At 56.4% G+C, this 24,586-nt stretch carries 24 protein-coding genes, 1 pseudogene and 1 riboswitch; of the genes and pseudogenes, 4 read left to right on the forward strand and 21 right to left on the reverse strand.

The features are described from left to right. Positions 1-27 precede the first annotated feature (27 nt). The 8 genes from ACFFK0_RS27370 to pth all read right to left on the reverse strand — a co-directional run bounded on the left by ACFFK0_RS27370 (position 28) and on the right by pth (position 8,899). Positions 28-294 carry an RNA-binding S4 domain-containing protein gene (locus ACFFK0_RS27370; protein ID WP_377473975.1) on the reverse strand — a complete coding sequence of 89 codons (267 nt, stop codon included), beginning with the start codon at positions 292-294 and terminating at the stop codon, positions 28-30. Next, positions 294-566 carry an HU family DNA-binding protein gene (locus tag ACFFK0_RS27375; protein ID WP_377473977.1) on the reverse strand — a complete coding sequence of 91 codons (273 nt, stop codon included), beginning with the start codon at positions 564-566 and terminating at the stop codon, positions 294-296. The genes ACFFK0_RS27370 and ACFFK0_RS27375 overlap by 1 nt, the downstream gene beginning before the upstream one ends. A gap of 128 nt (positions 567-694) precedes the next feature. Beyond that, positions 695-2,191: a bifunctional methyltransferase/pyrophosphohydrolase YabN gene (yabN, locus tag ACFFK0_RS27380; protein WP_377473979.1), complete on the reverse strand. Its 1,497-nt coding sequence runs from the start codon at positions 2,189-2,191 to the stop codon at positions 695-697. Positions 2,192-2,304: 113 nt separating this feature from the next. Next, positions 2,305-2,847, reverse strand: coding sequence for a stage V sporulation protein T (spoVT, locus tag ACFFK0_RS27385; protein WP_377473981.1), 543 nt, complete (start codon positions 2,845-2,847; stop codon positions 2,305-2,307). Positions 2,848-3,103: 256 nt separating this feature from the next. Continuing rightward, positions 3,104-4,189: a peptidylprolyl isomerase gene (locus ACFFK0_RS27390; protein ID WP_377473983.1), complete on the reverse strand. Its 1,086-nt coding sequence runs from the start codon at positions 4,187-4,189 to the stop codon at positions 3,104-3,106. Beyond that, positions 4,176-7,703 (reverse strand): transcription-repair coupling factor, encoded by a 3,528-nt coding sequence (gene mfd / locus ACFFK0_RS27395; protein WP_377473985.1) that lies wholly within the window; start codon positions 7,701-7,703, stop codon positions 4,176-4,178. The genes ACFFK0_RS27390 and mfd overlap by 14 nt, the downstream gene beginning before the upstream one ends. A 143-nt stretch (positions 7,704-7,846) precedes the next feature. Continuing rightward, positions 7,847-8,077, reverse strand: coding sequence for an anti-sigma-F factor Fin (gene fin / locus ACFFK0_RS27400; RefSeq protein WP_377473987.1), 231 nt, complete (start codon positions 8,075-8,077; stop codon positions 7,847-7,849). 258 nt (positions 8,078-8,335) lie between these two features. Next, a complete protein-coding gene (gene pth / locus ACFFK0_RS27405; protein WP_377473989.1) occupies positions 8,336-8,899 on the reverse strand; it encodes an aminoacyl-tRNA hydrolase in 564 nt (187 codons plus the stop codon). Positions 8,900-9,034: 135 nt separating this feature from the next. Between pth and ACFFK0_RS27410 the strand changes: the two genes are divergently transcribed. Continuing rightward, positions 9,035-9,238, forward strand: coding sequence for a hypothetical protein (locus ACFFK0_RS27410; RefSeq protein ID WP_377473991.1), 204 nt, complete (start codon positions 9,035-9,037; stop codon positions 9,236-9,238). A gap of 123 nt (positions 9,239-9,361) precedes the next feature. Here ACFFK0_RS27410 and ACFFK0_RS27415 read toward each other — a convergent pair whose 3' ends face one another. The 12 genes and pseudogenes from ACFFK0_RS27415 to ACFFK0_RS27470 form a co-directional block, all read right to left on the reverse strand. Continuing rightward, positions 9,362-10,006, reverse strand: coding sequence for a 50S ribosomal protein L25 (locus ACFFK0_RS27415; RefSeq protein ID WP_377473993.1), 645 nt, complete (start codon positions 10,004-10,006; stop codon positions 9,362-9,364). A 69-nt stretch (positions 10,007-10,075) separates the two neighbouring features. Further along, positions 10,076-11,476, reverse strand: a complete 1,401-nt coding sequence (gene glmU, locus ACFFK0_RS27420; protein WP_377473995.1) for a bifunctional UDP-N-acetylglucosamine diphosphorylase/glucosamine-1-phosphate N-acetyltransferase GlmU — start codon at positions 11,474-11,476, stop codon at positions 10,076-10,078. Positions 11,477-11,599: 123 nt separating this feature from the next. After that, positions 11,600-11,884, reverse strand: coding sequence for a septation regulator SpoVG (gene spoVG / locus ACFFK0_RS27425; RefSeq protein WP_036655543.1), 285 nt, complete (start codon positions 11,882-11,884; stop codon positions 11,600-11,602). Between the two features lie 132 nt (positions 11,885-12,016). Next, the gene (locus ACFFK0_RS27430; protein ID WP_377473998.1) at positions 12,017-12,394 is read right to left on the reverse strand and encodes a RidA family protein; all 378 of its coding nucleotides are present in this window, start codon (positions 12,392-12,394) and stop codon (positions 12,017-12,019) included. Between the two features lie 4 nt (positions 12,395-12,398). Further along, positions 12,399-13,229 (reverse strand): pur operon repressor, encoded by an 831-nt coding sequence (gene purR / locus ACFFK0_RS27435; RefSeq protein WP_377474000.1) that lies wholly within the window; start codon positions 13,227-13,229, stop codon positions 12,399-12,401. A gap of 789 nt (positions 13,230-14,018) precedes the next feature. Then, entirely contained in the window at positions 14,019-14,873 is an 855-nt protein-coding gene (gene ispE, locus ACFFK0_RS27440; protein WP_377474002.1) for a 4-(cytidine 5'-diphospho)-2-C-methyl-D-erythritol kinase, read from the reverse strand. A gap of 422 nt (positions 14,874-15,295) precedes the next feature. Continuing rightward, positions 15,296-15,472: pseudogene (locus tag ACFFK0_RS27445) on the reverse strand (small, acid-soluble spore protein, alpha/beta type); the annotation flags it as partial. 144 nt (positions 15,473-15,616) lie between these two features. Further along, the gene (gene veg / locus ACFFK0_RS27450) at positions 15,617-15,892 is read right to left on the reverse strand and encodes a biofilm formation stimulator Veg (protein ID WP_377474004.1); all 276 of its coding nucleotides are present in this window, start codon (positions 15,890-15,892) and stop codon (positions 15,617-15,619) included. A 295-nt stretch (positions 15,893-16,187) separates the two neighbouring features. After that, the gene (gene yabG / locus ACFFK0_RS27455) at positions 16,188-17,075 is read right to left on the reverse strand and encodes a sporulation peptidase YabG (protein ID WP_377474006.1); all 888 of its coding nucleotides are present in this window, start codon (positions 17,073-17,075) and stop codon (positions 16,188-16,190) included. Positions 17,076-17,162: 87 nt separating this feature from the next. Next, positions 17,163-18,074, reverse strand: a complete 912-nt coding sequence (rsmA, locus tag ACFFK0_RS27460) for a 16S rRNA (adenine(1518)-N(6)/adenine(1519)-N(6))-dimethyltransferase RsmA (RefSeq protein WP_377474008.1) — start codon at positions 18,072-18,074, stop codon at positions 17,163-17,165. Between the two features lie 106 nt (positions 18,075-18,180). Next, complete coding sequence (gene rnmV, locus ACFFK0_RS27465) at positions 18,181-18,723, reverse strand: ribonuclease M5 (RefSeq protein ID WP_377474010.1); 543 nt, start codon at positions 18,721-18,723, stop codon at positions 18,181-18,183. Between the two features lie 143 nt (positions 18,724-18,866). Then, positions 18,867-19,958, reverse strand: a complete 1,092-nt coding sequence (locus ACFFK0_RS27470) for a resuscitation-promoting factor (RefSeq protein WP_377474084.1) — start codon at positions 19,956-19,958, stop codon at positions 18,867-18,869. Positions 19,959-20,276: 318 nt separating this feature from the next. Then, positions 20,277-20,429: riboswitch (cyclic di-AMP (ydaO/yuaA leader) on the reverse strand. A 212-nt stretch (positions 20,430-20,641) separates the two neighbouring features. On the opposite strand from ACFFK0_RS27470, the gene ACFFK0_RS27475 reads away from it, so the two are divergent. From ACFFK0_RS27475 to ACFFK0_RS27485, 3 genes are all read left to right on the forward strand, one after another. Then, a complete protein-coding gene (locus tag ACFFK0_RS27475) occupies positions 20,642-21,388 on the forward strand; it encodes an ABC transporter ATP-binding protein (RefSeq protein ID WP_377474012.1) in 747 nt (248 codons plus the stop codon). After that, positions 21,388-22,653, forward strand: coding sequence for an ABC transporter permease (locus tag ACFFK0_RS27480; RefSeq protein WP_377474014.1), 1,266 nt, complete (start codon positions 21,388-21,390; stop codon positions 22,651-22,653). Before ACFFK0_RS27475 ends, ACFFK0_RS27480 begins: the two co-directional genes overlap by 1 nt. Before the next feature lie 694 nt (positions 22,654-23,347). Beyond that, positions 23,348-23,470 carry a hypothetical protein gene (locus ACFFK0_RS27485; protein WP_377474016.1) on the forward strand — a complete coding sequence of 41 codons (123 nt, stop codon included), beginning with the start codon at positions 23,348-23,350 and terminating at the stop codon, positions 23,468-23,470. Between the two features lie 345 nt (positions 23,471-23,815). Here the strand turns inward: ACFFK0_RS27485 and ACFFK0_RS27490 are convergent, their stop codons facing one another. Continuing rightward, positions 23,816-24,583: a TatD family hydrolase gene (locus ACFFK0_RS27490; RefSeq protein WP_377474018.1), complete on the reverse strand. Its 768-nt coding sequence runs from the start codon at positions 24,581-24,583 to the stop codon at positions 23,816-23,818. Positions 24,584-24,586: the final 3 nt, after the last annotated feature.

The following is a 24,586-nucleotide window of genomic DNA, read 5'->3' on the forward strand; positions in this document are numbered from 1 at the left end:
GCGACCCCCAAAGTGATCGCTCTCTCCTTATTCCTCAGCCCGGTAAGGCTCTTCCTTGACCAAGGTGTACATCGTTGCAGCGTCTTCCTTGCGGGTCGATTCCGTGAGGCGCTCGACGCGTACCGTCACGATCTTCTGGCCGAACTGGATCGCCAGCTCGTCCCCCACTTTCACCGCGCTGCTCGGCTTCGCCTCCCGGCTGTTTATCCAGACGCGCCCTTGCTCGGAAACATCCTTCGCAACGGTGCGGCGCTTAATCAGCCGGGACAGCTTCAGGAACTTGTCCAGCCTCATTACTTCACAGCTTCTTTAAGCTTGTTGCCAGCTTTGAAAGCCGGAACCTTGGACTCGGCGATCGTGATCGTAGCGCCGGTTTGCGGGTTGCGGCCCGTGCGGCCGGAGCGCTTGCGGGTTTCGAATGTGCCGAAGCCGATCAGTTGTACTTTATCGCCTGCGGACAGGGCGGTTTCGACTTCGCCGAGGAAACCGTTCAGCACAGTTTCGACATCTTTCTTGGTCAGGCCGCTCTTTGTTGCAATGTTGTTGATCAGATCTGTCTTGTTCATGTGGATATGTACCTCCTACAGGTAGTAGATATTCGGCGGAACTGCAGTTCCCCGTATGAGAGCTTTGGGCGGATTGCCATGTTCATCCTGCTCGCACTATGTATTCTTTGCGTAATGTAAAATTCCTGCTAGCCACGCGGGTTCCGAGGATTTTTTTTTGCTTCCTGCCACCAGTTCTCCATCTCTAATAAATTAGTTTGCGCAAAATTTCGTCCGCTTAAACGCAGCTTTTCTTCGATATAAGCAAATCTTTCCATAAACTTCCTGTTCGTGGCGGCGAGCGCTTCTTCGGGATCAACCTTCAAGAATCGAGCTAAATTGACAACGGCAAAAATCAAATCGCCAAGCTCGCCGATCCGCTCCTCGTCGGTTCCCTCCGGAGTCATGACCTCTCGTACCTCGCCAAGCTCCTCTTCGATCTTCGCCACTACGTCCCGTACATCGGACCAGTCGAACCCGACCTCCGCGGCCTTCTTTTGCAGCTTATAGGCCTTCATCAGCCCCGGCAAGTCGCGCGGCACACCGGCGAGCAGCGACTGCGCAGCAGGGTCGATCCCTTTGCTCCGCTTCTCCTCGGCCTTAATGTCCTGCCAATTCGCCAGCACCTCTCCGACGCTCTCCACTGCAGTATCCCCGAACACATGCGGATGGCGGCGGATCAGCTTCTCGCTGATCGACTCCACGACATCGTACACGTCGAACGTCCCGACTTCCGCCTCCATCTGCGAATGGAGCATGATCTGCAGCAGCAGGTCGCCCATCTCCTCGCACATCGCGTCCGGGTCGTCGTCGTCGATCGTCTCCAGCACCTCATACGTTTCTTCGATCAGATGCTTGCGCAGGCTCTGGTGCGTCTGTTCCCGATCCCAGGGGCACCCTTCCGGACTGCGCAGGATCTCCACGATTTCGCGCAGTCGCTCGAACGACCGGTTGCGCAGCTCCTCGCGCTCGCTGCGCGGCACCCAAATCAAGGATAGGTTGCCATAGCCTTCGACACGATCAAGCTCATACAGCGGTACCTTTACAATCCGCTCCTGGCCCTCCACGCCGAGCGCATGCCCCACCACGACCTCGTAATCATCCGGGAGCATGTCCATCAAACCGAGCTTCACATCGGATGCCGTCAGTTCGTCGTACACTTGGGCCACAATCGTATGCACGTTGGGCTCGAGGCCGCGGGCGTTCATATTCGTCGCATCGAGCAGACGGAAGCCCTCGATCGGGTCAAAGCCGAATCGCAGGAATGCTTCGTCAAGAAAGCTTTCGCCGCCCTCCACACGCAAGCTTACACCTGCTGCGGGGCAGCGCTCGCGCAGCAGCTGCACCGTACGCTCCGCCACCATCGGATGTCCGGGCACGGCATAGAGCAGCTCGTCCTCCGTGTTCTTGGCGAGTGCAACCAGGCGCTCGGCAATATGTTCATAAACGGCCTCAAAGCTCGTCTCAGCCACATAGATGCTGTCAAACGACTCGTAAGCGATGTCGTGACGCCGCAGCAAATCCACCATCGGGTGTTCGTCCGTACGCAAATATAACGGAAGGCCGGAGCGCAGCTTATTCCATACACCAAGGGTCAGCTTGTTCTCGTCCCCGGTTCCGAGTCCGAGCACGGTGATTCGTGCCATATCAGGCCACCTCCAATATGTTCCATTATAACCGACCGTCATAAAAATAAAAAAGCTTTCCCGCGGGGATACGTCTTCGCGAGGAAAGCTTCGGTTTGTCGGATTGCTCCCGATTACTGCTCCATCTGCTTCGCCAGGAAGCCTGCGGCGGTCTCCGCCATTTTCATTTCCATCTGACCCATCTTCACCGATTCGTCTTTGGAGACAAGAATGACCGATCCGATTGGGTCCCCGCCCGCTACGATCGGCGCGATAACGAACGAGCTGTACGTATCCGCCGCGTCCTTCGTAATATCGTAGGTGCCTGTCGTGCCTTCCAGAGTGGTCTTCCGGTTTTCCATACAGGTTTCGACGACAGACCCGATCGCCTTTTCCAGAAAATCCTTCTTGGAGCCTCCGGCAACGGCAATGACGGTGTCGCGGTCGGAAATCATGGTGATATGGTTTGTACTCTCGTATAACGATTCGGCGTACTCCTTGGCGAAATCGCCCAATTCACCGATTGGAGAGTACTTCTTGAGAATGACTTCCCCGTCACGGTCGACGAAAATTTCCAGCGGGTCACCTTCACGAATCCTCAATGTGCGGCGTATTTCCTTCGGGATAACGACTCTGCCCAGATCATCGATCCGGCGTACAATTCCAGTTGCTTTCATGCCTCTAGATGCCTCGCTTTCCTTGAAGATTAGATACGACTGGATGTCGGTGCGCTGTATTCATGAATGGAGGGGACTCGAATCGTAGCCATAGTATTCTACGAGTCCCAGATTCTTATACCAACTTGCCACCACGGGGGAGATCGTAGTACCTCTGCCTCTATGTGGCTATGTAGCCGCTCCGCCGTACTTATAGATTGTCCATGTTTAACAAATAAAAACAGGATGCCCTCTTGGAGCATCCTGCCATTGTTGGTTATTTGCTTGGTGCCGGCGTCGCCGGCGTTGTCGTTGTGCCTTCCGCCGGAGCGGTTGGCGTCGCGCTTGGTGCCGGCGGCTGCGGGAGGTTGTTGGTCAAGATCAGACCAGGCAGCTCCTTCTCCATGAAGTCGTAAGCGCTCTGCTCGGCGACTTCGGATTTCAGGCTGTCCTTTACTTCATCGAAGGTCTTCGTCTTGCGGGCGTCGACCCTCATGACGTGATAGCCGAATTCAGTCTCGACCGGATCGCTGATCTTGCCGATCGGCAGCGTCGCCGCGGCATTCTTGAAGCCTTCCACCCACTGGTTGATGTCGGCGTCCTTATATTGGCCTCCCGTGTCCTTGGAACCCGGGTCGTCGGAGTACTCCTTGGCGAGCGCCGCAAAGTCGCCGCCCTTGTCGAGCTTGTCCTTCACTTCCTTGGCACGGGCCAGCGCCTCTTCCTTCGTGCGGAGCGCCTTCTGCCCCGTCGGGTCGCTCGGATCGGTCAGACCGATGAGAATGTGGCTTACCGTAGCTACGCCATACGCACCGGGTTCCGCCTTCAAACGGTCGTCATAGCTCTTCTTCGCTTCGTCGTCGGTAACTTTTTCTTTCAAGCCGCCGATACCGTAAGAACTCATCTTGAGGAAATCTTCAATATCCGCCATCTGCAGATTATTTTTCTTCAGCTGCTCGTCCAGTCCGCCTTCCATAGCGCCGAAGTACATTTTGAATTGCTCCAGCTGACTTGCCACCTGCTTGTCCGCTTCGGCCTTGACCGGATCGGACGCCCGCGAAGCGAGCACCTTCATCGCGATCAGCTGCTTCAGCAGGTCCTGCTGGAAAGCCGGATCCGCTGCGTACTGCTCGAGCCCCGGATTAATCAGCTTGTTCACATTCATGAACGAATCGAAATTCGCCTTCGTAATGGTGCCATTCTCCTTGTAGGTAGCGATGACGTCTGTCGGCTTGTCGGTATTCGTCGTGCCGCCGTTTGCCGCGTCCTTGTTTCCTCCGCATGCCGCCAGCGCCAGGACTAGAGCGGCAGTGAGCAGAACGAGCGCCCACTTGCGCGCTGTAGTCGGTTTATTTTGCAACATCTTGCAATTCTCCCTTCGGTTTCAGAGCACCTTTGTATTGGACCAAGAATTTCTCCACGAATGCGATGGATTGTTCCGGCGTGAATCCTTTGCAGCGAATGTTGATGACAATCTGCGGTCCGGATAGAAGCTTGACGCGCCCGTCCCACTGGGACGACATGGCATGCAGCTTCTGCCCGTCGAGGCGGGCGTTCTGATCGGCGCTGATCTTGATCTGGAAGTCGTCGCCCTTCTGGCTGATCTGCTCGATGCGGTATTCGGCGCCGAACGCCTTCAGCCGCGCTACGGCAAGCAGGTTTTGAACCGCCTGCGGCGGCTCGCCGAACCGGTCAAGCAGCTCGTCGGCCAAATCCTCCGCCTCCTCCAGGGAGCGGATATTCGCCACCTTCTTGTAAATCTCGATCTTCTGCATGCTGTCGTAAATATAGTCCGACGGCAGGTAAGCGTCGAGCTGAATGTCCAGCTGGGTGTTCCAATCCTGCTCCTGAACGGTCTCCTCGCCCATCTCCTTCTTGCGCTGGGCGATTTCCTCCGCCAGCATCTGCGAATACAGATCGAAGCCGACCGAAGCGATGAAGCCGTGCTGCTCCGCACCGAGCAGGTTGCCGGCCCCGCGGATGGACAAGTCCCTCATGGCAATTTTAAACCCTGAGCCAAGCTCTGTAAACTCTTTGATCGCCTGCAGGCGTTTCTCCGCCACTTCCGTCAGCACTTTATCCCGCTGATACGTGAAATAGGCGTAGGCGATCCGGTTCGAGCGGCCGACGCGCCCGCGCAGCTGGTACAGCTGGGACAATCCCATTTTGTCAGCGTCGTGGACGATCAGCGTGTTGACGTTCGGGATGTCGACGCCGGTCTCGATAATGCTCGTCGACACAAGTACGTCGAACTCGCCGTCCAGGAAGTCGAGAATCGTCTTCTCCAGCTCCTGCTCGGTCATCTGGCCGTGGGCGACAGCGACCCGCGCGTCCGGGACGAGCATCGAAATCTGCTCCGCCATCTGGTTGATGCCCTGCACCCGATTGTACAAATAGTACACCTGGCCTTCGCGGGCCAGCTCCCGTTCGATCGCTTCGCGCACTAACGCGGTGCTGTATTCCACCACATACGTTTGAACCGGGAAGCGATTTTCCGGCGGCGTCTCGATTACGGACAAGTCCCGCACCCCGAGCATCGACATATGCAGCGTACGCGGGATCGGCGTCGCGGTCAGCGTCAGCACATCCACATTCGCCTTCAGCCGCTTCAGCTTCTCCTTATGCGTCACGCCGAAGCGCTGCTCCTCGTCGACGATCAGCAGACCGAGGTCTTTGAAAATCATATCCTGCGACAGCAGCCGGTGCGTCCCGATCACGACGTCGACCGTTCCGGCGCGAACGCCCTTGATCGTCTCGTTCTGCTCCTTCTTGGAGCGGAACCGGCTCAGCACCTGGATATTGAATGGATAGCCCGAGAACCGCTCGCGGAACGTCTCGTAGTGCTGCTGAGCGAGAATGGTCGTCGGAACGAGCACGGCCACCTGCTTGCCGTCGATCGCCGCCTTGAACGCCGCGCGGATCGCGACCTCGGTTTTGCCGTAGCCAACGTCGCCGCAAAGCAGCCGGTCCATCGGGCGCGGCTTCTCCATATCCTTCTTGATTTCTTCGATCGCCCGCAGCTGGTCGTTCGTCTCGTCGTACGGGAACATCGCCTCGAACTCCTGCTGATAGCTCGAATCGCGGCTGAACGCGTAGCCTGGGGTCGATTGCCGCTGCGCATACAGCTTGATAAGATCGTCGGCGATATCCTTGACGGCCGAGCGGGCTTTGGATTTGGCCCGATTCCAGTCCGCCCCGCCAAGCTTGTAAATCTTCGGCTCCTTGTCCTCGGACCCGACGTACTTCTGAATCAGATCGATCTGCTCGATCGGCACCGACAGCTTGTCGCCGCCGGCGTACACAATATGCAAATAATCTTTATGAATGCCCCCGACCTCTAGCGTGCCGATGCCTACATATTTGCCGATGCCATGGTTGACGTGTACGACATAGTCCCCGACCTTGAGCTCCTGATAGTTCTTGATCCGCTCGGCGTTCTCGATCTTCTTGTCGACCTTGCGCGCCTTGCGCTGCTTCTGCGTGAACATCTCGCCTTCCGTGATGACTACCAAGTGGACCGACGGCAGCTCGAAGCCGGACTGCAGGGAGCCGTTCAAAATCAGCGGTTCCTCGATGCTATAGTCGGCAAGCACCCGCTTGACGCGGTCGACCCGCTCTTCGCCGCCGGACAGCACCATCACCTTCACGCCCGACTTTTTCCAGCGCTCCATCTCCGACTTCAGCACGTTCATCTGACCGTGGAAGCTTTGCATCGCCCGCGACACGAAGTTGACGATGTTCTGCGGCTGGGCCCCCGGTACCTGACGCAGGAACAGCGAAAGGAACAGCGTCGGGTACGGTCTGCGGTGCAGCAGCGTCTCGTACGTCTTGGACAGAACCAGCGACGGCATTGCATGACCTTCCGTCAAGGCGTGCGTCATCCATTCCGCATCGTCCCGCTCCAGCTGCTTCGCCGTTTCGAGCAGGCGCGCCGGTTCGTCGATCAGCAGCAAAGTGTCCTTGGATACGTAATCGAGCAGCGTCTGGCGTTCCGGGTACAGCAGCGACATGTATTTGAAGATGCCCGGAAAATGCTGCCCCTCGCGCAGCCGCTCGATATCGTGTCCGATCCCCTCCAGCAGCTTCTCCTTCGCCGTGCGGTCGGTCATCTTCGCAAGCTGGGCCTCCAGCAGCTCGTACGCATGCTGCGCCGCTAGTTGAAAGCGCTTTACATCGGTCAAAATCTCCCGGCATGGCGGAATATGGACGACGTTTAATTTATCCACCGACCGTTGGTCGGAAATATCGAACGTACGAATGGAATCCACTTCAATGTCAAAGAGCTCGATTCTTACGGCCAGAGGAGAAGTTAATGGGAAGAAGTCAATGATACCGCCGCGGACGCTCATCTCGCCTTTGCGCTCGACCTGCTCCACACGCTCGTAGCCGAGCTCGGTCATGCGCTCGAGGAACGCGCTCAGCTGCAGCTCGTCCCCAACCTTCACATCAAGCTGACAATCCGCAAATATGTCCCGGTTCGGCAGCAGCCGCCGCAGCCCGGCGAAAGGAGTAATGACGATGCCGTCATAGCCCCGCGCCAGCTTCGTCAGCACATCGATGCGCGAAGCAAGCATCTCCGGGGAGGAGGCGGCCGCCTCGGCGGCGATAAGCTCCTGCGACGGATAGAGGAGGACGCGCTCTTCGGACAAGCATTCGACGAGATCCTCATGAATCTTTTGCGCGGCAAACATGTTATGCGTTACGATCAAGAACGGCCGCTTCAATTCATTCTCCAGCGCGGCAATCATCACTTGGCGCGACGAGCCGGTCAATCCGGATACGATCTGCTCGCGCATGCCGCTGCGTACGCCCTGGACTACGGATTGGAAGTCACTATCCGCCGAGAATGCTTCTAGCAAAGCTTGTAAAGCCTGCAAGTCTGGTGCACTCCTCTCACGTTTCAATCCACGCCCGCATGAAGCGGGCGACACCGGATTTGCTTCTCACAAAAAGAAGCCTCGAAGCGTATTCGGCGAATGTCGCCGAACCTGCTCCAGGCTGGTTCCTACGATTAGCCTCGTTATTGCAGGGGACTGCCAAGCAGAGACAGCTCCGGGTTGTTCTCCAGCGCTTCTCTGCAATAGTCGCAGACCACCTTAACGGTGACGTCTCCGTCTACGTTATAGGCTATTATATCTCTCCGCTCTTCGGGGGTCAAGAAATGGAACCCCAGCTGCATCTCACTGACATCCGCCTGGTTAATCTCGCCTTGGAATGTCAGACAATGCCTGCAAATGTATTTCACTGACATCAGTGTATGCCTCCCAGAAGGTTTGTATTACCTTCCAGTATGCCCAGTTCGGCGAGGATTAGGCATGGTCGGCGGATTTGTTTGGCGAGCTTCGGGCGGGGGGCGGTGCCTGCTCTGCGCGATAGACCGAGGACGCCCCTGTCCGGGCCGTCTTCGCCCTCCGTCGCGGCGCGGCAGCGCCATGACGGCCCTGTTCGGGCCGTCCTCACCCGCCCGCGCGGCGAGGCGCATTACGGACCTTTCCCCGTCACAGCCGGCCTACCCGTTAAACTTCGCCATCGTTTTCTCAAACGGATTCGACAGCGAGAACTCCATGGCGTCGACAACGTTGTCCAGCAGCGCATCCATCCGGCTGAACTCCTCCTTCGTAAACGCCGCAAGCACGTAGTTCGCGATATCGAAGCCAGGCACGGTCGGTCTTGAAATGCCGATGCGGATCCGGTTAAACGTCTGCGTTCCCGTATGCTGAATGATCGACTTGATGCCGTTGTGGCCTCCGGCGCTCCCCTGATAGCGTAGACGGATCGAGCCAAAGGCCGTATCGAGGTCGTCGTAGAGGATGACGACGTCTTCCAGCGGAATTTTGTAAAAATCCATGCAAGCCCGCAAAGACTCCCCCGACAAATTCATATACGTCTGCGGCTTCAGCAGGTAAACCTTCTCCCCGCCGACATTGCCCTCGGCCAGCAGCCCCTTGCACTTATTCTGGAACTTGTTCAGGCCGTGCTTGTCGGCGAACCGGTCCACAGCCATGAAGCCGATATTATGGCGCGTCTTAGCGTATTGAGACCCCGGGTTGCCGAGTCCGACGAAACACTTCACTCCCGCCCGCCTCCGATCTGTATACTATAATTTACTGAAAATTTATCTTCTGTCACTTTGACTATTGACATTTGCCAGTTATTGGCTATATTTTGATAAAGTAAGAAAACGCTTTCCGGAGCAGGTGATCGCTGTATGACGTATGGCAACGGAGAACTGCTGCATGAAGATCGGCATTTTTACGATCACGTCGAGTACCAGGTTCCTGTCCAAGTGTACTGCCAGGGCATTCACCGCGACATTGGCTACGTAGAATATTACTCCGAATTTTTCATCAAAGTCAACAACACCTACTACAATCGCAAAATGTTCACGTTCGTCTCGCGTCCCGGCTACTAACGCCAATCTTCCCGGCCGTAGGGCCGGAGCCTCCAAGCCCCTAACGCACAGCAACGCAAACAGGCTGCCCCGCGAAGAAGCAGCCCATGCCCATGCTTATGCCACGACCAACCACTGTACCGATTACACCGTCTCGCCGACCTTATCCGCTTCCGTAGGCGCCCCGGCAACCGGTTCGCCAGCCGACTCCTTGTCGACAATCTCTTCGTCCGTCCCCGCCTTCTGAGGCGCCAGCACCGTCACAACCGGCTGATCCGGCTCGGCCTTAAGCTCAAGGCCGGCAGGCAGCTGAATCGAGCTGACCAGGAACGATTCGCCCAGCTGCAGCTCGCTGACGTCGATTTGAAGCGTCGCCGGAAGATCTCGCGGCAAGCAGCGCACCTCCAGCTCATGCAGAATCGTCTGCAGCATGCCGCCCTCCTTCACGCCCGCCGCTTCTCCGACGAATTCGAGCGGCACGGTCGCCCGCACCGGCTCATCCATATTGATTTGATGAAAATCGACATGCAGCAGCTCGCGCGTCACTTTGTCCCGTTGAACATCGCTCAACATGACCGGCTGCGTACCGCTTCCCGGCACGTCCAGCTCCACAATCGCGTGGCGGTTCGAGCGAAGCAGCTGATTCAGATCCTTCTGATCGATCAGCAGCGACGTCGATCCGACCTTCTTGCCATATACAACCGCAGGGATCTTGCCCTCGCGGCGCAAAAACTTAACCTCAGCCTTCGTCAATCCGTCCCGGGCTTCCGCCTTCAGCGAAATCGTCATAATTGAAAAAAGCCTCCCTTGTTTGGATGAGTATACCTATACTCTGTCCAAAATCGGGAAGCTTCACTCTTATTTTTTGGAATTTGCTTCTTTCTTCGCCTTGAACCGCGCCTTCAGCTTATCCGCATATCCCGGTTTGTTCGTTTGGCGCTCGCGCGCGATCGCGAGATCGCCTTCCGGCACATCGTTCGTGATGGTCGAGCCTGCTACGACGTAAGCCCCCTTGCCGATCTTCACCGGTGCGATCAGGTTCACATTGCTGCCGATGAACGCGTCGTCCTCGACTTCCGTGATCTGCTTATTGAAGCCGTCATAGTTAACGGTAATGGCGCCGCAGCCGAAGTTCACGTTGCTGCCGATTACCGCATCGCCGACATATGCGAGGTGCGACACCTTCGAGCCTTTGCCGAGCGTAGCGTTCTTCACCTCGACGAAGTCGCCGATCTTGACGTCCTCGCCGAGCTTGGCGCCCGGACGCAGGTAAGCGAACGGACCGACGGAGCTTTCCGCGCCGACAACCGCTTCCTGAAGGACGGAATGCTTGATCGTTACGCCATCGGCTACCGTACTGTCGGTAATGTCCGCGCCCGGTCCGATCGTGCATTCCGCGCCGATCGCCGTGCGTCCCCGCAGGACGGAGCCCGGATATACAACCGTATCGGCACCGATCGTCACACCAGCCTCAATGTACGTAGCGGCCGGATCGATAATCGTTACGCCGTTCACCATATGCGCGCGGTTGATCCGCGCCCGCATCAGCCGTTCCGCTTCGGACAGCGCCACACGGTCGTTCACGCCGAACGACTCATCCGCATCCTTCGTCACATAGGCTTCAACGATATCGCCCTGGTCGCGCAGAATGCCGATGACATCCGTCAAATAATACTCGTTCTGTGCGTTGTTATTCGTCACTTGAGCAAGCGCCGCAAACAGCTTCTTATTGTCGAAGCAGTACGTCCCTGCATTGATTTCCTTAATGGCCGCTTCCTCCGGCGTGCAATCCTTCTGCTCTACGATCCGGACCACGCGTCCGTCTTCACCGCGCACGATGCGTCCGAGGCCGGTCGGATCTTCGAATATTGCCGTCAGCATCGTTACCGCCGCACCGCCGCGCTCATGCGCTTCCACCATCGCCTGCAGCGTCTCCGGACGGATGAGCGGCGTATCGCCGTAAACGACGACCGTCGTTCCTTCCAGATCGGCAAGCAGCTCCTTCGCCTGCAGCACCGCATGCCCCGTTCCGAGCTGCTGAGCCTGAAGCGCGTAGCCCACTTTATCGCCAAAATATGCCTGTACCGCCTCCGCACCATGCCCGACGACGACGACAGTCTGCGCCGGATCGAGCGCCGCCAGCGCGTCGACGACATGACCGACCATCGGCTTGCCGCACACCGGGTGCAGCACCTTGTACAGCTTCGATTTCATCCGCTTCCCCTGGCCTGCCGCCAATACTACCCCGTAAACCGCCAAAGCCGTCACTCCTATCCTTCACGATGCTATATCGTATGATTTCCTTCATCGAATATAGCTTATCTTCAGCCAAAAGAAAAGAGAGCCCGCAGGCTCTCTAGTGCAAGTGAGTCAAATGCCCACTTAAGCTCCTTCTTCAATAACTTCCTCCTCAGCTGCGGCCCGATCGTACTCGGCCAGAACAGCTGCCTGAATCTTCTCCCGAGTTGTGGAGGAAATCGGGTGTGCGATGTCGCGGAATTCCCCGTCTGGGGTCCGCTTGCTCGGCATCGCAACGAACATGCCATTGTTGCCGTCAATGACACGAATGTCATGTACGACGAACTCGTTGTCGATAGTGATGGAGGCGATAGCCTTCATTCGACCTTCCGAGTTCACCCGGCGGAGTCTAACATCGGTAATTTGCACTTGAGTTCACCACCTTTTGTCGTAACGTTTGCTTGGATGTAACAATTCCACATTTTAGTGCAAATTCCTTCTGCGTTATTTGAATATTTAGCGTTTTTTTAAAAATGCCGCCTGTATACGACACCGTTCGACTTATACCGTGGCCACCAATTCGATTTCGACAAGAACATCCCGCGGCAATCGCGCGACCTCTACCGTCGAACGAGCGGGTTTATGGTCGCCAAAGTACGAAGCGTATATTTCATTCAGCTCGGCGAACTGCCCCATGTCCTTCAGGAACACGGTTGCCTTGACGACTTGCTGCAAGGAGGAGCCCGCTTCGGCCAACACCGCCTGCAAATTCCGGAATACTTGATGCGCCTGCTCCTTGATGCCGCCCTCGACGAGCTGACCGCTTGCATCCAGCGGGATTTGACCCGACGTGAACACCAGATTTCCCGCCTTGATCGCTTGCGAATAAGGGCCGATCGCCGCCGGCGCACCTGTTGTTGCAATGATTTCCAAACTCATCGTGTTATCCCTCTTTCTCGTCAAAATAATTACCGGGGAATACCCCGACCTGCTTCGTCTTCGGGTCAACGGCCGTCATCCGCGCCAGCGACACATAATTGTCGACAAGACGCTCCTCCGCTTCCGTCGATTCCACGAACACGCCGATCCCTTTCACCGTCGCGTTAAATTCCTGCAGCAGATCGATCATGCCGCGCACGGTGCCGCCGACCCTCATGAAGTCGTCAATAATCAGCACCCTCGACTCTTCCTTTAGCGCACGCTTTGCGAGCGACATCGTCTGGATTCGCTTATTGGAGCCGGATACATAGTTGATGCTGACTGCCGAGCCTTCCGTTACCTTGGCATCGCGGCGTACGAGCACGACCGGCAAATTCATGAACGATGCCGTCGCGTAAGCGAGCGGAATGCCCTTCGTCTCTACGGTCATAACCACATCGACATCCTCGTCGGCGAACGCCGTCGCGAACGTCTTGCCGAGATCCTGAATAATCGACGGCTGGCCTAGCAGATCCGTCATATAGAGGAAGCCGCCCGGCAGAACGCGCTCCGTCTGCTGCAGCTGGGCGCACAACCCTTCGACAAGGCGCAGCGATGCCGCCTTGGTCATTTTCGGGGTAAAGCGGACCCCTCCCGCAGCACCCGCCAGCGTTTGGAGCTCGCCGAGCCCCTCATCTTCAAAAACTTCCTTAATAATAGCCAAATCCTCGCTGATCGAAGACTTGGCAGAGTTGTATTGGTCTGCGAACGTAGTCAGCGGGATGAGGACATGGGGGCGAAATAACAAATATTGCGTCATTTCTACCAGCCTGGCGCTGCGTTTTAACTTTTTCATGAGGTTCACCCCGCATAATCCGAATATTATACAGAAAATATACCATTTTTATACGCTTTTATTCAAGCAAGTCGATGCAAATTATATTGACATACACTTTACATCTAGTTTACATAGGATTAAGTCACAGGAAACTCCCGCTAATGCCGCTCCTGCAGCCTTGCTGTAAATAACATCCGAACCTTAAACCCCCAGCCAACATCTCGCCAAATAAAGGAGATTTGGAATTAGATCCATTTTTAGGTGAAGTATTGCTGTTAGACTGCACATTCTCAGATGCACCCCGAGTCGATGCCGCGTTGAACCTGCTGTTCCGATGGGCCCTTCTCCGGATTGAAAGCCTCTATATATACGTAATTTCGTTCAAAATGATAAAGATCCATGCACACTTCGTCGAACTTGTGTGAAAGTTCGATCAAAGAATCGGGGAGCCGTAACGTATACATCGGAATTGCAGCGAAAAGAGCGAACACCATAGAATGCACCATTATGTAACCGCTCGCGTCATTTTTCCCAAAATGCCCCCAGCCTGCACTGCCGTCCGCTCCATGGGATATTCCCATTATGCCAACAGATGCACATGATCCCAGAAACAATATGACTTGTCACTTCCCCGGCAGCAAGCGGAAACAGCCTTTGCCCCGCTTATACGCGTGCCTTTCCCGGCGAAACATAAGCCGCCCTATGAAGCCAAGCGATATAAGCCCTGATTATTTAAAGCAAAAAGCCCCGTTCAGCTTCTCAGCCGACCGGAGCTCCCCCGCCCAAACTACACCATGAATTTAACCTCTACATCAGCATGCGAACCGCGTACACTTCCTTGCAGAAGCCGCGCAGGCCGTTATAGACACGGGACACCTTCGCTTCTTTGGAAATGAGTCCGAATACCGTCGGACCGCTGCCCGACATCAGCACGCCGTCGGCGCCCAGCCGCTGCATGCATTCCTTCACGTGCTGCACTTCCGGATACAGTGACAAGGTCACGTCCTCGAGGACGTTGCCCAAATTGGCGCACATCGCGTCAAAATCCTTCCGCACAATCGCCTCGACCATCGCCGGAATGGAAGGATGCTTCGGGATCGCCGCCGCATTCAACTTCCCGTATACCTCCGACGTAGAGACGTTAATGGGAGGCTTGGCCAGCACAACCCAGCACTGCGGCGGGGAAGGGATCACCTCCAGCTTCTCGCCTCTACCGCGCGCGACGGCCGTCCCGCCTGTGACACAGAATGGAACATCCGACCCCAGCTCGGCTCCAAGCACCTTAAGCTCCTCCGTGGAAATGCCGAGTCCCCACAGCCGGTTCAGTCCGCGAAGCGCCGCCGCCGCGTCGCTGCTGCCTCCCGCCAGCCCGGCCGCCACCGGGATTTTCTTATCTAAATGAATATAAACGCCCTTCTTGACGTCATACCGATCTTTGATCAGCTTCGCTGCCTGGAAAGCCAAATTTTTCTCGTCAAGCGGTATGTAACCGGCCTGGCTGGAGATAATGATCGTGTCCCGGGGAAGCTCTTGCAGCTCGAGACGATCCGCGAGATCCACCATCGTCATGATCATCTCGACCTCGTGATATCCGTCGTCCCGCTTCCGAAGCACATCGAGGGATAAATTAATCTTAGCCGGGGCTTTCTCATAAATCTTCAACTGCGGTACACCCACCTTCAACGCTTATGCCGTTAGACTATTATAGCAAAAGCGCACAAGAAAAGCTAAAGCCCGCGGGCTTTAGCTTAATTCAGAAGCTGCTGCTGATTGTAGTAGGAATCGGGCATCGCCGCCGCAGCCTGGAACGGATAGGTCGGGATAAAGCCTTGTCCGCGCGAGTAAGCATATCCTGGAGCTTGCGGCGGTTGCGGGCTCGGAACCTGGTAGGCGGGGCGCTGAGGAACGGCTTGGTACCCCTGCTGCTGCTGCGCATACCCTCCCGCATATCCTGCTTGCGGATTAACCGCCGGCGCACCGTAGGTATTACGCTGCTGCATGGACGGCGGCTGCTGCTGTAAGCCCGCTTGCTGCTGCGGGTACCCGTAGGCCGGCTGTGCATAATCTTGCGGCGCACGGCTTGTCTGGTAATCTTTGGCAAGCTTCTCTTCGGCAATCTGGATCGCCCGCTTGACCATGTTGCCTGCATCCTTCGTCCGTATGCCTTCCCAGCCTTCACGCATCACCGTTTCATAGAAGCCAAGGTCCTTCGCCAGCTCATATTTGAACTCTTCCGACATGACGCCTCTTCTGCGACTCATGGGAACTCCCCTCCTCTATGCCAAAATGTAACCCTAGTGTGTCCATCCGGGATGCCGCTCATGCAAATGCAAATTCCGATAGCATGCCGCAGCACACAAAAAAACCCCGCAGCCTTTAGGCCCGAGGTCGCAATGGTCTCTATGTTAATGCTGGATGTAGGTGATGCGAACTTCTCCGTCGTTGTTACAGACCGTTACTTCTACGGATTCCGTTAAAATATCCGCATAGCTGTATGACACCCGCTTAAATGCATGCTGTTCCTGATCCAGCTTGACAATGAACACGGAAGGGTACGTTTCCTCCAAAACGCCGGATCTCTCAACCGTCTTGCGACGTCCGCCGTTCGCTCTCAACATAATCTTCTGCCCGACATGGGGCTCGAGGCTGCGCTTGATCTCGAGCAGCGCATTTTTCGCCATTGCGTCTACCACCTCTTTCCATTTCGATTATAGCTCGTTCGACGAGTTATGTCAAATTGGGCCAAAAATTATATCACCCTAACAATTACATTGTCAACGGTCAAATTCACTAATTTTTGTTACCCCGTACTTATCCTTTGTTAATTGTCAAACTTTATGCAGAGGCGCGCACGGAAAAAGCCAGACTTCCGGACAGCATTCGCCACGCCGCCCCCCGCCGGCCCGGCGACAGCAAAAAGAGCGGCCCCCGCAAAGGAGCCGCCCCAAGTACTGCAATATTTGTTGACCGGCAGGATTACACCGCACCTTCCCCAGTCGCAGCCGCGTGCATAATGCCGGGCAGACCGACGCGAAACGTCCCGCGGGTTTCCACACCACCTAGACCGTCAAGCCCGCTGACCGTCATCGACACGATGTCCGTCATCGACACGGTGTCCTTAATCGAGGTGTACGCAACCTTCGCCGCAATGCAAAGCGGATCCAACGCATGGATCAGCACACGGCCCGGCGAAGAGGCAAAATTCGCCCCGGCCTGCAGCAGCGCCTCGAAATGCGATTGGCAGGCTCCGGCCACGATCGTAAGGTTATCCCGGTTGCGGTCATACTGCCGCGCAGCCGTTACTGCATGAACGAAATTCAGCGAATTTTTATAGCTGCTAAGACTATGCATATCATTTTTGCGGTTCTTTAAGATACCGTCGTGCCCGGTAATGACGACAATGTCCGGCCGAATCTGCGGAAGCAGGCGGTAAAGCGCATTCGCCATTTCCGATTCCGGGACAAAGAACCCTTCCGCCGGCACCCTCAGCTCGCCGTATAACGTCATGCTTTTGCGCAGGTACGAAGCATCGCCGTCCAGATGGAGCACCTTCCCCGGCACTTCAAAGTACGAATTCGGCTTTTTGCCCGCTCCCGAAGTGCCCGAAGAAGATGGATTCCGCTGCTGAATGCTGGCCCGCACCAGCTCCCAGCGCTGTAGAGCGCCCTGCACTAACGGCGCGGCGGTATGTGGGTAACGAAACGGCTCGGTAGGTTCGACGACGGCCAAATCCGACAGCGGGGAGTCGGCGAGCAGCCGATAATCGACGCCGCGCAGCACGGCTCGCCTCGCTTCCAGCTGGTGGATCCGGAAGATGATGTCTCCGCCGTATGATTTTCTCGTCACCAGATCTCCTTGCTTCATCGCAAATCGCCTCCTCCGCTATTGTATGGCGGGCGATCGTGATTGGTGCCCATCCGCGCCGTAAAGAAAAAGAACCGGCGGGTTCAATCACCCATCGGTTCTCGCAGCAAGCCGCAGATGCGCATGAAGCGCGTCGCTAAGCAGCGCGTACTCGGCCATGGAGAGCGTCTCCCCGCGCCGGGACGGCTCAATGCCGCAGCTGTGCAGTACGGTTTCGAGCTCAGCCTTGTTTTCTTTGCTGAAATACCTGGCCGCCAAATTGTTGTAAATCGTCTTCCGCCGCTGCACGAACGATGCCTGCACGACGTCGAAGAAGAACGCCTCGTCCACCGTTTGGACGGGAGGCTCCTTGCGAACCTTCAAGCGGATGACGGCGGAATCGACATTCGGCTGCGGAATGAACACGGTGTGCGGGACGATCGTGACCAGCTCCGGCTCGCAATAGTACTGCACCGCAATGCTGAGGGAGCCGTAATCTTTGCCCCCCGGCTTCGCCGCCATGCGTTCCGCCACTTCCTTCTGAATCATGACGACGATGTTCTCAAGCGGCAGCCTGTCCTCCAGCAGCTTCATGATGATCGGAGTGGTGATGTAGTAGGGGAGGTTCGCGACGACGCTGACCCCCGACACCCCTGCAAACCTTTCCGCGAACAGCTGCTTCATATCGACCTGCAGCACATCGCCATGAACGACGGCGGCGTTCGGGTACGGCTCGAGCGTTTCTTCCAGAATCGGCAGCAGGCGCTGATCGATCTCAATGGCCACGACGCGTCCCGCTTGCTTAGCAAGCTGCTGCGTCAAGGCGCCGATGCCGGGTCCGATCTCGATCGCCCCTTTGGATTCGTCCAGCTCCGCAGCGCCGACAATCCGGTTCAGCACATTTTGATCGATCAGGAAATTTTGCCCTAGACTCTTCTTTAATTTGATGCCGTGCCGTTTCAGGACGTCGTTCGTTCGTTTGGGCGAAGCAATATCTTCATGTAGGGAGTTTGGGTTCATCGATAGGTTCCGTCCTTTGACAGCTGTAGATGATGTTTCGAAAATTGTACCTGATCCGCCTGCAACATTCCACCTTGCACTAACGTCTGAAACATTGACGAAAGCTTCACGGAGGACTCAGCAGCGCGACGGCTGAAGCGAACTCCTCTCGCGTAATGCGGAAAGCCGCACAGCGGCGGTGGAACTGCTTGCCGTTGCAGTAGCCGATCCCCAGCGTGTTGCCCACGGCAAGCCTGCGCGCCGCGGCGTCGGGATGCACCAGCAGCCCGGCATCCATCAGATCGGTCCACGTCACTTCCGCCTCGCCGATGTCGGCATATTCGGTACGAACCGTGTCCAGCGCACGTCTTATCGCCTCCGGGGAAGCGTTCTCGACACCGATGTCCCCCTTGTGCTCCGCAAGCTCCTGCGGCAGAAACGCATGCTTGCAGCCCGGCACTTTGGCCGATATGATCTTGCGGATGCGTTCTCCGGCATGATCCGGATCCGTAAACACGATGACGCCCCGGCGCTCCTTGGCCAGCGCAATCCGGCGCAGCACGTCCTTTCCGATGGCGGACCCGCCGGTCTCGATTGTATCCGCTTTGACAGCTCGCTTGATGGCGGCAGTATCATCCTTGCCCTCAACGACAATAATTTCCTGAATCACACGCAGCTCTCCCGTTCTTACTCTCGGCCATCATACCGTTCGTACTTCCCTATGCAGAGAAAAAGAAGAGGATATCCTCTTCTTCTCCAGCTTCTGTATGTGCAACTCCGGATACTTTGTAGTATGCCCAGAGCCGATTATGCTCAATCCTCAGATGGCTTCTTCGGACCGATGACGTACACCGTGTATCCGTACTTGGTGCCGAAGCGATTCGCGTAGCTTTCGTTCTCGAAATAAACATCAATTTTATTGCCCTTCACAGCACTGCCGATATCTTCGGCCCGGCGGAAACCGATGCCGTCGATGTATACCCACCAGCCGAGCGGAATGACCTTCGGATCAACAGCGATCGTACGGCCTTCCGTTACTGTAGTACCCGTGTATGTCTTGCCGTAGCCCGGACTGTCGGTGTCTTTCCCGGTCGAGGCGACGCCCGCCGAGTAAGCGGTCAGCGACACGTTGTTCAACACTTGCTTGTAATTAAACGTCTTGCCGCTCTTCGAGACGGCATCGACATCCGGCGAGCTCGCCGACAGCACCGTTACCGGCGCCTTCGTGCCAACCGCCACGACCTTGTTCACTTTCTCCTGGGCGACTTCCAGGTTGACGACATTCTCGGCAACAAGGACGCCATCCTCATATACCTTCTCCATCGTCTTGGTCAGTACGCCTTCCTTGCCTTCCTGCACAACCTTCTCTTTACCCTTGAGGATCGTAGAATCATTCTTCTTCTCCGTTTCGAAAGCGATCGCTTCGTTCACTTCCGCAATCTCTTTCTTCACGCGAATGACCTGCACCGACGCATCCTCGCTGATGCCGGTTTCCAGCGGCGGAACGACTTTATCCAGCTCGCCGAGCGCAATATTCAATTCCTGTAATGCACTTTGTACCGTCTTGCCTGTGGTGAATACAGTTTTCGTCTCTCCGTCAGCAGTCAATCGGATCGGTTTCGCATGGTCGATCGTGATCTTCATGCCGTCCGTCAGCTTTGCGCCGAGGTCGGCGGATACGCGATCGTGCGCTCCGATCGTAATGGCTTGTTCATCCAGTAGGCGTTGCAGGACAAATGCTCGAGTTTTCACCTGTTGTTCCTGTCCATTCACTACTACGGATACGCTCTTGGTAGCCGTACCGTACAACAACACCAAAAACATGAAAGTAATCGCGCATGACAGTAAGGATAATGTCATAGTTAGACGCAAGTTTTCATGCTTCCATCGCAATGCGAAGGTCATGCTGGATGATCGCTTTACATGGGTTTCCGCGCTTGGAAAAGTTCCCACTTCTTCGGTCCTCCTTCAAAGCCCCGCCGTCGAGTGTTACGCATGATCAAAATGACGTGACTAAGGTTTAATGGTTAATGCGTTCTGTCTGACCATCGATATCGTGTGAGCGGCAAATCACCTCCCATGATACGATTGTACGAGCAGCGCCCTCCCATGATGCCAAAGTGCTTGAAGACAACAAAAAAAGGCCGCCAGAGAAGAGGACGTCTTCCCCGTGGTCTTTAGTTAATTGTCAATAATGGAAGTTGACAATAAGACACGACAAAGGTTACCTCTCTAAACACGCTTACGAGGTTAGCTGACGGATTCGGACGCTAGAGTCGCCCTACCTCGGACTTGCGTAACTAAGCCCTTGGATTCACCCCGAAACAACAACCCGGTTCCCCCGTTTTCCTTGCGGAAATTAAGCGATTGGTAAATTGGTATTTTTTTAAGTTATTATGAAAGTAGTTTACGTCCGATTAAAGCAACTGTAAAGCTAACCGCAATACCAAAATCGGCTTAATTGCGGCGTTTTTCCCAACAAAAGTTCACTTTATCGCTTAATTCCTACGTTTCTCGTCCGTATACATTCATTTTTGTGAATTGGGTTACAAAGGCGGAGGAAATTAGGCAAAAAAAGGAGCATATCCATGATCCCGATCCTACAAATCGACCGGCTTTACGGCGGATATTTGCCCGCGAAGCCGGTCCTGCAAGATTTGCAGATCACCGTCCAGCCCGGCGAAATGGTCGGCTTGCTCGGTCTGAACGGAGCCGGCAAGAGCACGACGATCAAGCACATCCTCGGCCTCCTGCTGCCGCAGAAGGGCGAAGTCCGCGTCGCCGGCCGGACGCTGCAGGAAGATCCGCTCGGTTACCGCGCCGCCTTCGCTTACGTGCCCGAAACGCCGGAGCTCTACGATGAATTGACGGTCCGCGAGCACCTGGAGCTGACGGCCATGGCTTACGGCTTGACCGGCGAGCAGCTGCATTCGCGGATGGAGCGCCTGCTGACCGAGTTCAACATGACGGACAAGCTGGGCAGCCTCCCGATCCAGCTCTCCAAAGGAATGAAGCAGAAGGTCATGATCATGAATGCGTTCCTGGTCGAGCCTGCCTTATATGTAATCGACGAGCCCTTCCTCGGGCTCGATCCGCTCGCCATGCGTTCCCTGCTTGAGCTTATGGTGGAGCGCAAGCGCCGTGGAGCCAGCCTGCTCATTTCCTCTCATATTCTGTCGACGATCGAGCCTTACTGCGACAAATTTGTCGTACTTCAGCGCGGTCGAATCGTGGCGTCCGGCGACATGGCGGCGCTGCGCCGAACGGCCGGCTGCAAGAGCGACGCCGCGCTGGACGACGTCTTCTATGAGCTGATCAAGGAGGACCGCCGCTGATGTCTCTGTCGAAACCTGAAGTGACGGCGGGGCGAACCGCAGGGCAGCTTTGGCGACGCCGTTTTACAAGCTTCGTGCAGGAGTCGCTGACGTATTGGCGCGACGTTGCGCGCGGCGGCTTCGTCCTCGTGCTCGTTGCGGCGGTAATCGGGGGCGCTTATGAATATGGCAGCGTGCTGCGTCGGCTGCCGGACGATTTTCCGGACTTATGGGTCGTTATGCTCATCCTGGCACCCGCATTGACGTTCGGCGGCGTCCGCACGCTGCTCAAGCCGGCGGACCGCGTGTTCCTGGTGCCGATGGAAGGCAGGCTCGGACCGTATTTTCGCGGGGCTTTCCGGTACAGCTTCATTGTGCAAGCCGGCAAAACGCTCGCCGCATTGACGCTGATTTGGCCGCTCTATGTCCATTTTCACCCAGGAGTGCAGCCGCTGGCGGGAGCGCTGGCCACTGCGCTTGCAGTGAAGGCCGGCCACTTGTATGCCGACTGGCAGGAAATGCGCCTCGTCAGCCTTCGTCGCCGGACTGCGCTCGTCTGGTTTCGTTTGGCCGCTGCGGCCGTGTGTGTCTGGGCATGGTTCCGATATGGTCTGGGCTGGGGCTGGTTGTCCGTAGGGATAACTGTCATGCTCTGGGCATTTCTTCTATATAATAGTAGATTATTTACGGTCGGCTGGGATCGGCTGCTGCAGCGCGAAGCGGCCCAGCGCAAACGGCTGTACCGCTGGTTCCGCTGGTTCACCGACGTGCCCCAGCTGCCCGGGCCCGTGCGCCGGCGGAGCTGGCTCGGCTTGTTGTCTCGCCGGCTCGCCGTCCGTCGGGAGCATACGTTTACGTTCTTGTACGAGAAGACGCTGCTTCGGACGGAGCTGTTCGGGATGTATGCCCGCCTGCTGCTTGTCGGTCTGCTGCTCGTCGGGTTCGTATCGGAGCTGTGGCTGAAATCGTTGTTTCTTGCTGCGGTACCGCTGCTCGGCCTGGTTCAGCTGTCCGCACTCGGCGATGCCCATCGGTATACGTTTTGGCTGGAGCTGTATCCGGTCGAGCGGCGGCTGCAGACATCGGCTGTCTTGGGGCTGGTGGCGCCGCTCGCCGTCCTGCAGGCCGCTTTGCAGAGTATTGTTTATGCGCTTACGGCGCCGCACGGGGTATGGTCGGCTTTGATGCCGCTGCTGACCTTGGGTGCCGTGCTGCTGGGGCTTCGCTTTAAGCTGCGGCCGTCGCTGCAGCGGAAATTTGAGAGGAGCGGCGGGGCGGACGGATAGATTGGGATGCTGGGGCGCGGTGCTTCCGGGGATAGCCCCTTGTTAACAGTCCTTTGACAAGGATGACCGGCTTACGCCGAACTATGGACGGGCGCGTTTAGGCGTTAAGCTGGTTGTGAGACGTAGTGCTGGTTGCTCGGCGTCGATTCTATAGCTTAACGCCACTCAAGCAGCAGTCAGCAGAGTATAGAGGGACATTTTGTGGCCCGCAGCAAGAGATAGCGGCTTTCGCTGACTTTTCAGACGCGCGCTTTTCCAAGCGGAAAAATGCCAGCTTTCTAACCTTCGAAGCCGCAGCCTAAATTAGACCGTATGAAGGCGTGATTTTACTTGATACCTGCTGGAAATTAGAAATAGCGGATCCCCGAGGTCTTATTTTTCCTGAGTTGCCCCAAAATGCCCTGATTGCTTGGCTTTGCAGATAAATAAAGGTCTATGGATCCTCTATTCGGGGGACCAACGACCAAATCGATAAAATAAATCCTTGTCGATCCGCTATTTCTCTTGTTTCCTGAATAAGCCTCCACAACTTCCCGCTATTATTGTAGAAGTAGTCTGGATCTACGACATACTGATGCACCCGGGCATCGTAGATCAGCAGGTCAACATTCCTGCACGTTTGCATTGATTCGGGAGGGAAGCTTTCAGTTGCAATAAGGTGTCGTCGAGCTGGGGTTGCAGGCGGTGCGCTCAGATGAAGGCGCGGGGCGGCGATGAGCTGGGCGGCAGGCGGGTTCAGACAAGCGTGTGGGCGTCGCATTATGTCTGCAGCTCGAACGGTGCCGTATGGTGCAAGTTCGAGAGATCGAACGGTTAGTATGACGCGAAGTTCGAGAAATTGACGATGCCTTGTGGCGCGAAGTGCACGAAGTCATTAGGTGCCGCTTGGAGCGAAGAGCAAGAGTTCGTCCGGACCGCATCGAGGAAGTACACGAAATCGTTAGCGCCGCAAGGAGGGAAGAGCAGGAGTTCGTCCGGGGCCGCATGTGGAAAGAGCAAGAGTTCGTCCGGGGCCGCATGTGTGATGAACGAGGTCGAACAGTGCCAGTATCCTCCATGGTCAGGAAGCCGTTCAACACAACACCGCCGCCTATCCGAAGCAAGCATGAAAAATGAAAAACGCTGCTCCCCTCCATGCGAATGGTCGGAAAGCAGCGTTCTTTCATCTCAGCCCCAGCAGGCGGATCGCATTATCGGTCGTCACCTGCGCCAGCTCTTCCAGCGAGATGCCCTTCAGCTCCGCAGCCGCCTCGGCAACCAGCCTCACGTAGCCGGTTTCATTGCGCTTGCCGCGGTAAGGATGCGGGGTCAGATATGGGGCATCCGTCTCGATCAGCAGCCGGTCCAGCGGCACCTGCTGCAGCACTTCCTTCGGCTGCTTGGCGTTCTTGTATGTGACGGGGCCGCCGAAGGAAATGTAGAAATTCATATCGAGGCACATTTTGGCCGTTTCCCACGAGCCGGAGAAGCAGTGCATGATGCCGCCCACTTCCGAGGCCTTCTCTTCGCGCAGAATCGTCACCACATCGTGGTGCGCCTCGCGGTCGTGGATCACGATCGGCAGCCCCAGCTTGCGGGCGAGCCGTATTTGCTCCCGGAACACGCGCTGCTGCACGTCCTTCGGCGACGTATCCCAGTAGTAGTCGAGCCCGATCTCGCCGACGGCGACCACTTTCGGATGCTTGCACTGCTCCTCCAGCCACTCGAGGTCCCCGTCCTGCATCGTAACCGCATCCTGCGGATGCCAGCCGGCCGTCGACCAGATGCAGTCATACCGCTCGGCGAGGGCGATGGAGCTCGGTATGTACTCCCGGCCCATCCCGATATTGACGATCCGCGTCACGCCGGCTTCCCTTGCGCGGGCAACGACGGCGTCCCGGTCATCGTCGAACTTCTCGGAATTCAGATGTGTATGCGTATCGGTTAGCATTTT

The sequence above is a fragment of the Paenibacillus chartarius genome (assembly GCF_042432825.1).
GTDB classification, from domain to species: Bacteria; Bacillota; Bacilli; order Paenibacillales; family NBRC-103111; genus Gordoniibacillus; species Gordoniibacillus chartarius.